Consider the following 14260-nt stretch of genomic DNA (forward strand, 5'->3'; position numbering starts at 1 on the left):
ACGAGTGCCATCGACGCCAGCCTGCCCTTCATCGAAGCCGGCGGGCATGAATTTTCGGTATGCATTCCCGACGAACCGATGCCGCTGGATGCGGACCCGACGCGCATCTCCCAAGTGATCAGCAATCTGCTGAACAATGCAGCGAAGTACACGCCTGCAGGCGGAAAGATTTCACTTACCGCCCGGCGCGATGCACGGGAAGTCGAAATCACGGTGAAGGACACGGGCGTCGGCATTCCTGAAAACAGGTTGCATGACGTGTTTGAAATGTTTTCTCAAGTCAGCGAGTCGACCGGACGCGCACAAGGCGGACTGGGTATCGGCCTGACCATCGTCAGCACCCTGGTAAAACTGCATGGCGGCAGCATCACCGTGGCAAGCAACGGCCCCGGCAAAGGGAGCGACTTTGTCGTGCGATTGCCGATTCATATCGACGACATGCAATCGCGCGCATCAATACCCGATCAACCAGCAGTCCAACCGGCAAAAGCGGCGAATCTGAAAGTGCTGGTGATCGACGACAACGAAGACGCGGCAGAAACGCTGTCCACCCTGCTCTCGCTGGACGGCCACGACACACGCATGGTGAACGATGGACGGGCGGCGCTCGAAGTCGCTTTCGCATTCATGCCCGATATGATTTTTCTCGACATCGGCATGCCTGACATGAACGGCTACGAGATCATTGCAGCGCTGCGAAAAATGGAAGCGGCGAAGTTGGCTGTGATCGTTGCGGTCACCGGATGGGGAACGGAAAGCGACAGGCAGCAGACACGGCAGGCGGGCTTTGACTACCATCTCACCAAACCAGCGAGTTACGAGGATGTGCAAGCGTTGATCCGGCAAGCCGGACCGCGGCATCGCCCCCTATGAATGTTCCGCCGGACAGAAACACGACCGCCTCCGTGTAGATGACAGTATCCGAAGCGGCATGCGGTCGATAGCGCCACGAAAAATCCCGAGATGATTAAGGGCGCGGAAGAGGTTCCAGCGGGGTCGTAGCACCATGGGTTACCACGGCATCCTTCGCCGACGGATACGGAGCGGCTGCTGCCCTGCCGATCCCTGCGGGGAGGGGCAATTCCAGTTTCATCGAGCGCGTTTCTGTTATTACCTGCTCCAGCGCTTGCAACTTTCCAATTCCATTCAACCTACCCTCTTCGCACCTTGGTAATAACGATATTGATTTGCATCCAACGTTGTAAGTCACTTACAGCTAGCAGCCCTAAATCAATGTTTGATGTCACGGTGTAAGACATCCATACTCTATTTAGTTAGTATCGTACGTTTCCAAACATGACCACCGGTTACGGTACCAACTTTTAGTATGCAATCATCCAAGCCGATTTCCAAGCCCCTTCCGCTTTATGCATTTCTGGTATTAGCGCTGGCCGCCTGTGGAGGCGACAACAGCGTGGCGACATATGACACGAACAGTCCAGGCATAATCACAACGACAGCCAGTCCGTCATTAGCCGGGACAACCGCACCGGCAGACGGCAAAAAACTGATGCCTGCTTTGTCAGCAATCGATGTCATGACGATGCCCGGCAGCTATAGGGACTATAGCGTCATCAAAAGTGGAATACAGTATGCGGCTACGCATGTGTCCGGCAATAGCATCACTATTTCATCCAATATCAAGCGCCTCTCCTTCTCCGACGGCTTCATTGCGCTCGATATCAACGGCAATGCAGGGCAAGCCTATCGCCTGTACCAAGCCGCTTTCGGGAGAAAGCCGGACTTGTCAGGCCTGAGTGTCCAGATACGAGCGCTGGACCAGGGCGTCAGTCCACTGCAGATCTCCGAAAACTTCATGTATTCGCAGGAGTTTTCCGCTCTCTACGGCGATACACTGACCAATGCGGCTTTCATTACACAGCTCTATCGGAATGTATTGCGTCGCGCTCCGGACCAAGCAGGTTTCGATCACTGGACAGGATTGCTCAACACATTCCAGCTGTCCCGATTTCAAGTTCTGTACGCGTTCAGTGAAAGTGATGAAAACCGTGCCCGAGTACTGGCCGATATACAGCACGGTATCTTCTATAGTCTGAACAACTCATCCGACGTTCCGTCGGCGCCTCCGGTTGGCGAAACACAAACCATGACTCTAGCTGGTGGCTACAGGGATTATGTCATCGTCAAAAGCGGAGCGCAGTACGTGGCCAGGCATGCAACCGGCGACACCATCGCCATCCCGTCCAGTATCAATCGTCTGGTCTTCTCCGACGGCGCAATCGCGCTTGACATCAGCGGCAACGCGGGACAAGCCTATCGCCTCTATCAGGCTGCTTTCAACAGGAAGCCGGACCGTCCCGGCCTCGGGGTACAGACAAATGCACTGGACCAAGGCATCAGTCCAGTGCAGATATCCGAAAACTTCATGACTTCAAAGGAATTCACGGATCTCTATGGCATCAACCTTTCCCATGCAGCCTTCATCACCCAGCTCTACCGCAATGTATTGCATCGGGAGCCGGAGCAGGCAGGCTTCGATCACTGGATGCAGATTCTCCGAGGCAATCAGCTATCGCGCGCGCAAGTGCTGTACGCTTTCAGCGAAAGCGATGAAAACCGTACCCGAGTATTGGCCGATATACAGAACGGCATACTGTATATGCCGATCGGCGTGGCCGAAACACCAGCACCGCCTCCGCTCGGTGAAACACCGCCTTCCAACAGTGCCCCGCAACCCGGCTCCACCGCCGCCACCGGAAGCATCATAGAAGGACTATGGACCACCGGATCGGGTGAACCAGGCGTGCCGGCCGGGATGGCATTCATAGACAACGCCGGCAATTACCTCGGCTTTCAGGACATCGACGTATTGCTCACGGGCGCATGGACGCTCTCCGCATCAAACTGGAGTTTTACAGCGTCCAGCCGCTATAACATGACCTCCGGAAGCGTTCCATTCGTAATGGGCCTTGGCGGTTCCGGAACGGTCACTCCCCGGTCGCGCTTCGACGGAGTGTACGGCGCCATCATCTCTTCGGGCAGCGAGCCGAATAAACCCATCACCCAATCCTATTCAAATGCCAATGCGCTGGCAGTGACGCAGGCGGATATGACAGGCACATGGGCAACGACAGAGAAGTCGATCGTCGTCAGCCCCGAGGGCACGTTGACAGGTCGGTTTACAGGAAACGGATTCGGAGATTGTGTATTGCAGGGCTCAATCATCCAAGCGGCACCGGGAACCTCAAAGAACATGTTTACAATCAGCGTAACGCCATCCTCAGGTCCGCAAGGCCCTTGCAACCTAAATCCGGAGTGGACATACACAGGCTATGCAGCGCTCACGTTCACCAACGTGAGCGCTGCGCCGAGACCGTATTACAAACGGTCGGTTACGTTCGTGGTTGAAAAGTTTTCACGGTGGTTCGCAGGTGAGCTGGTTAAGTCTTGACGATAGACGGTAGCACTAAAACTCACCTCAACAACAAACCCGCATCAGCAAACGCATGATGCGGGTTTTTCTTTTGAAGCATCTTGAACTACATTCCGGCGGTGAGTCGGAAACGATGGACGGGCTTCAGACTTGCCTGATCAGCTATTTGGCATTCATTGCATTTGTCTCGCGAGAGGTGCTTTTCGATTTGACCACTATTGGTTTAGATTTTGCATGAGTGGATTTACAAAGAAATAGAAGGAAGTGGCTCCTACAGCAATTGCTGTTAGCAGCGCAGCCACAAGGTGGGAAACCTCCGCTGAAGCGCCGAAAATATTTTTTACGGCTGACGTTCTCGACGAACAGTAGTTGTCTCATGGCTACTCCACCAAATCGATAATTCAAACGTCTGAATCGCACCCAGCATCCTAGACACTAGCGAGCCGTTTGTGGACTCCGTGCCTCGATGAACGAGATCGAGGCGCTCCTGTATTCTTCATACTTCCGGATACGTGTCGGAATCGGCGTTCCTTTAAAGTCGTAAAAAGGAGCAGCAATTTTCACAGCAGAATGATGTGTCCCCCAATAGAGAGTGCCAATCGGGATCTAGTAAAGTTCGTTTTCGAGAGGGAGAACGGACGTGAAGAAGCGATTTACCGATGAGCAAATTATTGGGTTTTTGAAGCAGGCGGATGCCGGGGTTGCAGTCAAAGAGCTATGTCGTCAGCATGGTTTTAGCGACGCGTCGTTTTACACCTGGCGCTCCAAATTCGGCGGCATGACCGTGCCGGACGCGAAGCGGCTGCGGGATCTGGAAGCGGAGAATGCCCTGCTCAAGAAGTTGTTGGCCGAATCGATACTGAATGCGGAAGCCCTGAAAGTCTCATTAGGTCGAAAGCACTGACCCCACAGGCCAAGCGTGAGATGGTCGCAGCGATGCTGGAGAAGACAACGATTTCCGAGCACTGCGCCTGTCTGCTTGTGGGACTGTCACTGTCACGCACTGTCTTGCACTACCAGGGCAAGGCCTAGCCCTAGAATGAGCAATTGCAGAATCGCATGGTTGAACTGGCTGGTGAACGCCGCCGCTTTGGCTATCGCCGCCTGCATGCGCTGCTACGACGCAGGGAGTCGAGGTAAATCACAAGCGGATATTTCGTCTTTACAAGAATGCAAGTTTGGCTGTCAAGCGCCGGCGCAAGCGGCATGGTGTCGCAGTCGAACGAGAACAGCTGGCATTGTCGAGCCGGCCCAATGAAGTGTGGTCCATGGATTTCGTCAGCAATGCATTGGCCAATGGCCGCAGGAGCAAGGTGTTGACCATCGTGGATGATTTCACCAAGGAGTCAGCCAATTTGCTGGCCGAGCACGGCATTTCCGGTCACCACGTCGTTCGTGTGCTGGAGCGCGCAGCGCAGTTCCGGGGCATGCCGTCAGCGATCTAAACGGATCAGGGGCTGGAGTTCACTGGCAAGGCATTGGATCAATGGGCGTATCACAACGGCGTGCAACTCAAACTGATCGAGCCGGGCAAGCTAACGCAGAACGCCTACATCGAAAGTTTCAACGGTCGCTTCAGGGACGAATGTCTGAAAGTCCACTGGCTCGTCTGCCTTGCGGAGGCGCGGATTCGAATCGCAGCATGGCGGCGCAATTACAATCAGTATCGGCCGCATAGCGCATTAAATTACCAGACGCCGGCGGAATTTGCCCCAAGCTGCCGAACAAGCCGGAGGCCAAAAGACGGCGAGCAGGAAAGTAGTTGATATTGTTCACCGAACTTTGCTAGAAGGCCTTTGGCACTACGAATGGAGGCACATCAGATGGGCGGGATGATGGGTAAAACAAAAAAGCGCCTCGAAAGGCGCTTTTTCTATAGTCACTTGGCGGAGAGAGGGGGATTCGAACCCCCGATAGGCTATGAACCTATACACGCTTTCCAGGCGTGCGACTTAAACCACTCATCCATCTCTCCTGAATTCGGGTCTCGCTTTCGCGAAGCCGCAGATTATAGCAAAACTTCGGCGGAGAATTGCACTATTTAAATTCGCGAATTTGACCAAGCGCAGAAAAAAGCCGGCGGGCTTGTGACCGCGCCGGCAATCTTACCGGTTTGATTGGCTGGGTTGCCTATTTGGCTAGCTTGGCCGCCCTCGTTATTGCGCTTGCTTCAGCTGGTCCAGGATGGCCGGATTTTCGAGCGTGGAGATGTCCTGCGTGATTTCCTCGCCCTTGGCCAGCACCCGCAGCAATCGCCGCATGATCTTGCCGGAGCGGGTCTTGGGCAGGTTGTCGCCAAAGCGGATTTCCTTCGGCTTGGCAATCGGGCCGATTTCCTTGCCTACCCATTCGCGCAATTCCTTCGCCAGCTGCTTTGCCTCGTCGCCGCTTGGCCGCGGACGCTTGAGCACCACGAAGGCGCAGATGGATTCACCCGTGGTTTCGTCGGGCTTGCCTACCACCGCCGCTTCGGCAACGATCGGGTTGGCTACCAGCGCCGATTCGATTTCCATCGTGCCCATGCGGTGGCCCGAGACGTTGAGCACATCGTCGATGCGGCCTGTGATGGTGAAGTAGCCGGTGGTCTCGTTGCGGATGGCGCCGTCGCCGGCAAGGTAGGTCTTGCCGCCAAGTTCCTCCGGGAAGTAGCTTTTCCTGAACCGGTCCGGGTCGTTCCAGATGGTGCGGATCATCGATGGCCAAGGACGCTTGACGACCAGGATGCCGCCCTGCCCGTTCGGCAAGTCATGCCCGGTTTCATCCACCACCGCGGCCATGATGCCCGGCAATGGCAACGTGCAGGAACCCGGCACCATGGGCGTGGCGCCCGGCAAGGGTGTGATCATGTGGCCGCCGGTTTCGGTTTGCCAGAAGGTGTCGGTAATCGGACAGCGCTCATTGCCGACATTCCGGTAATACCACATCCAGGCTTCCGGGTTGATCGGTTCGCCCACCGAGCCCAGCAGGCGCAGGCTGGACAGATCGAAGCCTTTTGGATGCACCTTGTCATCGGCATCGGCGGCCTTGATGAGCGAGCGAATGGCGGTAGGGGCGGTATAGAAGATGGTGGCCTTGTGGCGCTGGATCATGTCCCAGAAGCGTCCCGCATTGGGATAGGTGGGAATGCCTTCGAAGACGATCTGCGTGGCGCCGACTGCCAATGGGCCATAGGCAATATAGGTATGGCCGGTGACCCAGCCGATGTCGGCGGTGCACCAGAAGATGTCGGCGGGTTTGATGTCGAAGGTCCACTTCATCGTTAGCGCCGCCCACAGCAGGTAACCGGCCGAGGAATGCTGGACGCCCTTGGGCTTGCCGGTGGAGCCGGAGGTGTAGAGGATGAACAGCGGATGCTCGGCGTCGACCCATTCCGGTTCGCAGGTGTCGGACTGATTCGCCACCACGTCCTGCATCGGCCGGTCGCGCCCCTGCTGCATCGGGATGTCGGCGCCGGTGCGCTGATAGACGACGATATTTTTGATGCCTTCGCAACCGCCCATGCCGATGGCTTCATCGACGATGGCTTTCAGGGGCAGCTGCTTGCCGCCGCGCACCTGCTGGTCGGCAGTAATGACGGCGACCGCGCCTGCGTCGATGATGCGTTCCTGCAGCGACTTGGCGGAGAAGCCGCCGAAGACGACGGAGTGCGTAGCGCCTATCCTGGCGCAGGCTTGCATGGCGACGATGCCCTCAATTGACATCGGCATGTAGATGATGACGCGATCGCCTTTCTTGATGCCAAGCGATTTCAGGCCGTTGGCGAAGCGGCATACGCGGCCATGCAAATCACGGTAAGTAATGGGCGTGACCTTGCCATCATCGGTTTCGAACAGGATGGCGGTCTTGTCACCGTTGCCGTTATGCAGATTGCGGTCGAGGCAGTTATAGGAGACGTTGAGTTGCCCATCCTCGAACCACTTGTAGAAAGGCGCGTTCGCTTCATTGAGCGTTTTGCTGAATGGCTGATGCCATTCGAGGTTCTCGCGCGCGAGGCGAGCCCAGAATCCTTCGTAGTCGCGTTCGGCTTCAGCGCACATGGCCTTGTATGCATCCATGCCCGAAATGGCGGCATTGCTTACGAAAGCCTGCGGCGGCTGAAAAATACGGCTTTCCTGCTTGAGTGCTTCTATCTCGGCCATGGGAATCTCCTGCTGAGGATTTAACTTGACGCAAAGATAAGCTTTTACACTTACTCGGGCCTTACACTTGGATAATCCGGTCCGGCACAAGGATCTGCATTGCCATTGCTCGGCTCGCAATCGCGATTGACTGTTGATTGACGCGCTCAAAACCGGTGCACATTCGTCTTGCCCGAATTCTAGTTATAGCCTCTACCGAAAGGCATTGTTTGCGGTTTATCATGCCGGCCGTTGCCGGCAATGGATACCGCTGCCTCGATAGATGATGCGTGCGGAAAAATCCCCCGGCAAGTGTAAAATGCCGGGGTTCCATTTCCCTTCCGCATCACTCATTCCCAATGAAGCTAAACGACACTTCCACACCCGATATCAAGAAGCCTATCAGGCCGCTGCCAAACCTGATCTTCATGAGCCGCTGGCTGCAGTTGCCGCTGTACCTGGGACTGATTCTTGCCCAGTGCGTCTATGTTTATAACTTTTGGGCCGAGTTGTACTACCTGATCGGCGCCGCTGTCGGCAACCAGGATGCCCTCAAGCACATTCTCGATGCCGTCGCCATACCCGGCGCAATCCAGCCCACCAAGCTGAACGAAACAACCATCATGCTGGTGGTACTTGGCCTGATCGACGTGGTCATGATTTCCAACCTGCTGATCATGGTTATCGTCGGCGGTTATGAGACCTTCGTTTCGCGCATGAACCTGGAGAGCCATCCCGATCAGCCGGAGTGGCTATCGCATGTGAACGCTTCAGTGCTGAAAGTGAAGCTGGCGACGGCGATCATCGGCATCTCGTCCATTCACCTGCTGAAGACCTTCATCAATGCCGCCGCATATGACGAGAAGACCCTGATCGCGCAAACCGGCATCCACGTGGTATTCCTGCTCTCCGCCATTGCGATTGCGTACAGCGACCGCATCATGGCAGGTACGCACAGCCACGCAAGCAACATCAAGAATCCACATTGACACTAGAAGCGGAAATGGACCATGTCCATTTCCGCTTCTCCCAATTCGTTGCGACCTCGCTGTTCCCAGGCGGCCTTGAACTTGCCGCCGACAATTTGGGGGCGCCTTGCCACCGAAGGTTGGCAGCTTCGATTTGAACGACTCGCGGCAGACTGCCATCCTTCGTAAAACGGCTTCGCAGGCACGCGCTTGAGCGCTTTGATTCCTGCTGCATCCCCTGCGTATCGCTTGAACTTTTACCCTGAACAAATCTCCTACGTTGGTAATTTAACAATTCTTTACCATCAGGAGGATACTCATGGGTATGCTAGGCAATATTTTCAGCAAAATCTTTCCGTCCCGTGCCGGTTCGAACCCGGCCGCTGCCACGACACCGACGGCAACCACTGCACAGGCTCCCGCAGCCACTGCGGCAGAGCCGCAAGTTGCCTCGTCTGGAGCGGCTGCCTCCGCCGAAGCGCCTGCCGCTGAAGTCGATGTGGAAGCAGTGTTGAACAATATGGCCAGGAATAACCCCCAGAAACTCAACTGGCGCACATCGATCGTCGACCTGCTCAAGTTGCTGGATCTCGATAGCAGTCTTGCTGCGCGCAAAGAGCTTGCCCAGGAGTTGCAATATGGCGGCGACACAAATGACTCCGCCGCAATGAATATCTGGCTACACAAGCAGGTAATGAATAAGCTGGCGGCGAATGGCGGCAAGGTGCCGGCTGATCTGAGGGACTAAGCGCATTTTTGCCGGGGCTCCTGGTGTCGGGTTTGCACCCGGCATCGGAGCCTGCACTTCCCGGCCAATTGCGTTTTTCAAAGACGCAGATTTATGCTTCTTGCATCACGCTTTCTTTACCCACGCACTGCACCATCCCGGACCTGCAACCTGCTTGCCGCCAAAGATTGCGCAAGGCGCCATCGGATCGGTGGCCTTCCCCTGATATAGCTGGCAATTCGAGCAAAGCTGCCCTTCCGCATATTTCGGAAATTTTTTCTTATCTACGGCTTTTGCATTGTCCTTGTATCCGAGAGCTTGGGCTTGAGGATCTGTCTCGGACAATTTCGGCGCATCCGCTGCATTTGCAAGCTTGCCGATTGCCAGGCCTGAAACCAGCGTGGCGCTTTTGATCATGAAGGTTCGTCTGTTCGCTTTCATTTCTTCCTCTGAAGGTGAGAGTCAATTTTGCGACGGCAATATGTCGCATACACGTAACCTGAAACGTTTATATGAGATCTTTGACTCGCTTAAGTTCTGGGTTTTAAGCGGAATATTCGAAGTATGTCTTGGACAATAAAAAATGGTGCCGTTGCATGATTTGCAATGGAGGTGATATGGAAAACGTGTTTTGACCATATAAAGATTTGAAAGCAAAACCAAGAAGGGGGAACGCAGCGACAAGATTCCACTGAACAGCAAACATCTCGTTGATTTCCCGACGCGAACGCCGGATTTCGCCGCAAACAGATTCACGTTGCCCGGAAGCCAGTCAGGCTGGTACGGAGGTAAAATAAGAGGTTGCTTATCGTGCGCTGCCTAGCCTAAAGAGCCGGCTTGGTCGGGTTTTATACCCAATGCTGTTCAAGCTTGTACCCCTCTTGTGTGTGAGATGACGCGATTCGCGTTCAATACAAAGTTTCCACTGATTTCGTCACATGGCAGGCGAGCCTCACCATTACCCATCAAAACAACCTAATTTATTGTTTCAACTGGAAAATTCATGACCATCATCAAGCAGGAAGATCTCATCGAATCGGTTGCCGCCGCGCTGCAGTACATTAGCTACTATCATCCGGTCGACTACATTCAGCATCTCGCACGCGCCTACGAAACCGAGCAAAGCCCGGCCGCGAAAGACGCGATTGCGCAGATCCTGACCAACTCCCGCATGTGCGCCGAAGGCCGCCGGCCGCTGTGCCAGGACACAGGTATCGTCAACGTGTTCCTGAAAATCGGCATGGATGTGCGTTTTGAAGGCTTCAAAGGCTCGATCACCGACGCCGTCAATGAAGGTGTCCGGCGCGGCTACAACCATCCGGATAATATCCTGCGTGCATCGGTCGTCGCCGATCCGCAGTTCGAGCGCAAGAACACCAAGGACAATACGCCTGCGGTAGTGCACATGGAACTCGTGCCGGGCAACACGGTGGACGTACAGGTCGCGGCCAAGGGCGGCGGCTCGGAAAACAAATCCAAGTTCGTGATGCTCAACCCCTCCGATTCCATTGTCGACTGGGTGCTGAAGACAGTGCCAACCATGGGTGCCGGCTGGTGCCCGCCGGGCATGCTTGGGATCGGTATCGGCGGCACTGCCGAGCGCGCCATGCTGATGGCGAAGCAGGTGCTGATGGAAGACATCGACATGTACGAACTGAAGCTGCGCGGCCCGCAGAACAAGACCGAGGAACTGCGCCTCGAACTGCATGAGAAAATCAATGCGCTCGGCATTGGCGCGCAGGGCCTCGGCGGCCTGACCACGGTTCTGGATGTGAAGATCATGATGCATCCGACGCATGCGGCATCGAAGCCGGTGGCAATGATTCCGAACTGCGCCGCGACCCGCCATGCGCACTTCGTGCTCGACGGCTCCGGCCCCGCTTACATCGAACCGCCATCACTGTCGAACTGGCCGGATGTGCAGTGGCTGCCGGATACGGAGAAGTCCAGGCGCGTCGATCTCGACACACTGACGAAGGAAGAAGTCGCCTCGTGGAAGCCGGGCCAAACGCTGCTCCTGAACGGCAAGATGCTGACCGGCCGCGATGCCGCGCACAAGCGTATTCAGGACATGCTGGCCAAGGGCGAAAAGCTGCCGGTCGACTTCACCAATCGCGTGATCTATTACGTCGGTCCGGTCGATCCGGTGCGCGATGAGGTCGTCGGGCCCGCAGGTCCGACTACGGCAACGCGGATGGACAAGTTCACCGACATGATGCTGGAACAAACCGGCCTGATCTCGATGGTGGGCAAGGCGGAACGTGGCCCGGTCGCGATCGAATCCATCAAGAAGCACAAGTCGGCCTACCTGATGGCAGTCGGCGGCGCGGCTTATTTGGTGTCGAAAGCGATCAAGGGTGCGAAAGTGGTCGGCTTCGCCGATCTGGGCATGGAAGCGATCTACGAGTTCGACGTCAAGGATATGCCGGTCACGGTAGCGGTCGATTCCAACGGCATCTCGGTGCACAACACCGGTCCGAAGGAATGGCAAGAGAAGATTGCCGCCACCATCGGCAAGATTCCGGTTACCACAGCCTGATTTGACGCACTCTGCAGTCACCCCGACGCCGATGGATGCCATCGGCGTTTTTGATTCCGGCATCGGTGGTTTGTCGGTGCTGCGGCACATTCATGCCTGCCTGCCGCATGAACGTTTGCTGTACTTCGCTGATTCCGGCTTTGCTCCTTACGGTGACAAGACGGAGGATATGATCGTTGCCCGCTCGCTCGCGATTGCGGGGTTCCTGGTGCAGCAGCGCATCAAGGCGTTGGTAGTGGCTTGCAATACCGCCACAGCCGCAGCGATAACTGCATTGCGTGGCCGGTATCCTTCGCTCGCGGTGGTTGGTGTCGAGCCGGGCCTGAAGCCGGCTGCGGCGGCCAGCGCGACTGGCATCGTCGGCGTTCTCGGGACGGTCCGCACGCTTTCCAGCGTGAAGTTTGCCGCTTTGCATGCGCAAATTTCAGCAGCGACCGGTGCGCGTTTCATTGCGCAGCCCTGCGTCGGCCTTGCCGATCAGATTGAAAAAGGCGAGTTGCAGTCGGCGGCCACCGTCTTGCTTGTACGGCGTTATGTAGAGCCGCTGCTTGCACAAGGTGCCGACACGATCGTTCTCGGCTGCACGCATTATGCCTTCGTGCAGCCGTTGATCATGGAGATCGCTGGTCGCAGCGCATCGCATCCGGTGACCATCATCGATACAGGCGAACCGGTGGCCCGCCAGTTGGTTCGCCTGCTTGAGTCTCAAGAACTTTTGCGTACCAATAACAGTGAATTCCCAATCGCTGCCTTCACGACCGGAAGCGAGAATTCGCTCATGCACGCATTCTCGACGTTGCTGAAACTACATCCGTCGATCGCCCGGATAGATGCGCAAAATTAATACACAGACGAATTTGCCAGCACGCCATGGATTTTGTATAATGCTCGGCTTGCTCAGTAAGCATCTGTGCAATCAATGTTTCAATGGTGGCCGTAGCTCAGTTGGTAGAGTCCAGGATTGTGATTCCTGTTGTCGCGGGTTCGAGTCCCGTCGGCCACCCCAAAGAAATCAACGCGTTAGCCCAGTTCCTCGGACTGGGCTTTTTGCTTTTTGGACAGCTCCGGCGAAACAGAACCCTTTGAGCGCCAAAGACCGCCGCTGCTCCGGCGTTCCCCCGTAGGCCGCCGCTCCAATCCCCTTTCGCAATACCAAGCACCTGCGCCAAAGGCGCATAAAAAATCCCGCAGCGTTGACGCGCTGCGGGATCTGTACTGCAGGAGAACTACATATGAGCACCTGGGAGGGCAGCTCAGTCGCTATCCTAACACTTACGCCTTACATCGGAACTGGCCGAAAATAGAAATTGACTGCAAGGACGCTTTGAACCCCGCCTTCAGGAGCAGGCAGCGGACACAACCTGATGTGTTCGCGACGCGACTTCAGTCAGGCATCCGATGTGCCCGCTTGGGCAGTTTGATAGGGGACGATTTCCATATCTGCCGTTCATGCCACGACCCTCCTGATCGTAAATTACCGGGCTCGCCGGAATATGATGTGAACCGGCACAAACGAACATGCATGACCCTCGGATCCGGTTATGCGGGATTCTTCCCTGGCTCGCCGGAGTATTTGTTCAAAATATAGTCTAGTCCATCCTTCGATACCACTGACTTGGTGCCGAAACGATTTTGAAGGACATGACGTTGGGATTTGACCTGGGCGGCTGACGCATAAACCAACGCAAATGATTTTTCGCTTTTGAGTCGCGCTTCTTTTAAATCCTTGATGGCGGCTCCGGCATTTGACCTCGCATATTTAAACTCCCGGTGGTTGCGTGAGGTATGAAGCTTTGAAACGGACGTATCCGCAGCTTCTTTGGCGAATTCATGATCCATGCGGAGACGGGCGAATGCGGAAAATTCGCGAATCGATTGCCGGGATGTTTCCACATGCGTGACAACCATTGAATAAAGCTCTTCATGCCCCTGCCCGGTGCGGTTTTTCAGCTCGGCGAGCTTTTTTTCCAAGTCGTCCACCGCCGCATTTGCCTTCTCGTCGTACTCTGCCAAGGTCAAATCTCCGGAATTCTTTTCAAGCGCATAGAACTCGTCCAGGTACGCCGACGCAAGTTGCACCGTCGGCTTTAGCGTATGCAAGACCTGTAGCACTCGGTATTGTTGAAATCCGAAGTAGCCGCCGACTGCGAGAAGTATGATGAAAAGAGCACCGATGATTGTTTTTTTCATGGACGTCCGGACCCGATTTCCTGTAAACAAAAGCGGCGAACATGGCACCGCAATTTTTGAAAGGCTTGTACCACTGGAGCACCAGTATTGTCGGCACAAGCATTTGCGCTCCTTGGTTCCATGTAGAGCGCACTGCATTACAAAATTGACAATTAAACCGCAAATACTGCCAACAGTCATCTTCTTTGTGCGCGATGCAAAACCAATACTGTCCAGCGATTCCAATCCAAGATTAGTAGAATCAGATCATGTGCTCAAATTACCGCCCCTCCAGCCGCGAGCAGCTTCAGCAGCATTTCGGCGTCGCGCCGCCCGACTCGGACT

At 55.5% G+C, this 14260-nt stretch carries 11 protein-coding genes, 2 tRNA genes and 1 pseudogene; 9 read left to right on the forward strand and 5 right to left on the reverse strand.

What is annotated here, in order from left to right; translation table 11 throughout:
* Both VGU61_RS17430 and VGU61_RS17435 read left to right on the forward strand, forming a co-directional pair.
* Positions 1 to 873, forward strand: an 873-nt coding sequence (locus VGU61_RS17430; RefSeq protein WP_326860478.1) for a hybrid sensor histidine kinase/response regulator, incomplete at its 5' end; no start/stop codon positions are given.
* 454 nt (positions 874 to 1327) lie between these two features.
* Complete coding sequence (locus VGU61_RS17435) at positions 1328 to 3412, forward strand: DUF4214 domain-containing protein (RefSeq protein WP_326860479.1); 2085 nt, start codon at positions 1328 to 1330, stop codon at positions 3410 to 3412.
* A gap of 417 nt (positions 3413 to 3829) precedes the next feature.
* Here the strand turns inward: VGU61_RS17435 and VGU61_RS22685 are convergent, their stop codons facing one another.
* Positions 3830 to 3958, reverse strand: a complete 129-nt coding sequence (locus VGU61_RS22685; RefSeq protein ID WP_414691657.1) for a hypothetical protein — start codon at positions 3956 to 3958, stop codon at positions 3830 to 3832.
* A 76-nt stretch (positions 3959 to 4034) separates the two neighbouring features.
* Here VGU61_RS22685 and VGU61_RS17440 point away from each other — a divergent pair.
* Positions 4035 to 5160, forward strand: a pseudogene (locus VGU61_RS17440) (IS3 family transposase).
* A 118-nt stretch (positions 5161 to 5278) separates the two neighbouring features.
* Here VGU61_RS17440 and VGU61_RS17445 read toward each other — a convergent pair.
* Positions 5279 to 5369, reverse strand: a tRNA-Ser gene (locus tag VGU61_RS17445).
* 181 nt (positions 5370 to 5550) lie between these two features.
* Complete coding sequence (gene acs / locus VGU61_RS17450) at positions 5551 to 7533, reverse strand: acetate--CoA ligase (RefSeq protein WP_326860480.1); 1983 nt, start codon at positions 7531 to 7533, stop codon at positions 5551 to 5553.
* Positions 7534 to 7871: 338 nt separating this feature from the next.
* Between acs and VGU61_RS17455 the strand changes: the two genes are divergently transcribed.
* Complete coding sequence (locus VGU61_RS17455) at positions 7872 to 8501, forward strand: YqhA family protein (protein WP_326860481.1); 630 nt, start codon at positions 7872 to 7874, stop codon at positions 8499 to 8501.
* 298 nt (positions 8502 to 8799) lie between these two features.
* Positions 8800 to 9228 carry a DUF3597 domain-containing protein gene (locus tag VGU61_RS17460; RefSeq protein ID WP_326860482.1) on the forward strand — a complete coding sequence of 143 codons (429 nt, stop codon included), beginning with the start codon at positions 8800 to 8802 and terminating at the stop codon, positions 9226 to 9228.
* A gap of 105 nt (positions 9229 to 9333) precedes the next feature.
* Here the strand turns inward: VGU61_RS17460 and VGU61_RS17465 are convergent, their stop codons facing one another.
* Positions 9334 to 9648 (reverse strand): high-potential iron-sulfur protein, encoded by a 315-nt coding sequence (locus tag VGU61_RS17465; protein ID WP_326860483.1) that lies wholly within the window; start codon positions 9646 to 9648, stop codon positions 9334 to 9336.
* Positions 9649 to 10210: 562 nt separating this feature from the next.
* Here VGU61_RS17465 and VGU61_RS17470 point away from each other — a divergent pair.
* The 3 genes from VGU61_RS17470 to VGU61_RS17480 all read left to right on the forward strand — a co-directional run bounded on the left by VGU61_RS17470 (position 10211) and on the right by VGU61_RS17480 (position 12752).
* Entirely contained in the window at positions 10211 to 11746 is a 1536-nt protein-coding gene (locus VGU61_RS17470; RefSeq protein ID WP_326860484.1) for a fumarate hydratase, read from the forward strand.
* 31 nt (positions 11747 to 11777) lie between these two features.
* Positions 11778 to 12590, forward strand: coding sequence for a glutamate racemase (gene murI, locus VGU61_RS17475; RefSeq protein WP_326860487.1), 813 nt, complete (start codon positions 11778 to 11780; stop codon positions 12588 to 12590).
* An 86-nt stretch (positions 12591 to 12676) separates the two neighbouring features.
* Positions 12677 to 12752 (forward strand) — tRNA-His (locus VGU61_RS17480).
* A 533-nt stretch (positions 12753 to 13285) separates the two neighbouring features.
* Here the strand turns inward: VGU61_RS17480 and VGU61_RS17485 are convergent.
* Positions 13286 to 13936: a hypothetical protein gene (locus VGU61_RS17485; RefSeq protein WP_326860485.1), complete on the reverse strand. Its 651-nt coding sequence runs from the start codon at positions 13934 to 13936 to the stop codon at positions 13286 to 13288.
* Here VGU61_RS17485 and VGU61_RS17490 point away from each other — a divergent pair.
* A partial coding sequence (locus VGU61_RS17490) for a hypothetical protein (RefSeq protein ID WP_326860486.1) occupies positions 13920 to 14260 on the forward strand: 341 nt, incomplete at its 3' end. The genes VGU61_RS17485 and VGU61_RS17490 overlap by 17 nt on opposite strands.

This window comes from Noviherbaspirillum sp. (assembly GCF_035944575.1).
GTDB lineage: Bacteria > Pseudomonadota > Gammaproteobacteria > Burkholderiales > Burkholderiaceae_D > Noviherbaspirillum.

Excerpts from the sequence above, each read along its gene's own strand:
- VGU61_RS17435 (WP_326860479.1), top strand. The coding sequence starts at position 1,328 with ATGCAATCATCCAAGCCGATTTCCAAGCCCCTTCCGCTTTATGCATTT.
- acs (WP_326860480.1), bottom strand. The coding sequence starts at position 7,533 with ATGGCCGAGATAGAAGCACTCAAGCAGGAAAGCCGTATTTTTCAGCCG.
- VGU61_RS17455 (WP_326860481.1), top strand. The coding sequence starts at position 7,872 with ATGAAGCTAAACGACACTTCCACACCCGATATCAAGAAGCCTATCAGG.
- VGU61_RS17460 (WP_326860482.1), top strand. The coding sequence starts at position 8,800 with ATGGGTATGCTAGGCAATATTTTCAGCAAAATCTTTCCGTCCCGTGCC.
- VGU61_RS17465 (WP_326860483.1), bottom strand. The coding sequence starts at position 9,648 with ATGAAAGCGAACAGACGAACCTTCATGATCAAAAGCGCCACGCTGGTT.
- VGU61_RS17470 (WP_326860484.1), top strand. The coding sequence starts at position 10,211 with ATGACCATCATCAAGCAGGAAGATCTCATCGAATCGGTTGCCGCCGCG.
- murI (WP_326860487.1), top strand. The coding sequence starts at position 11,778 with ATGGATGCCATCGGCGTTTTTGATTCCGGCATCGGTGGTTTGTCGGTG.
- VGU61_RS17485 (WP_326860485.1), bottom strand. The coding sequence starts at position 13,936 with ATGAAAAAAACAATCATCGGTGCTCTTTTCATCATACTTCTCGCAGTC.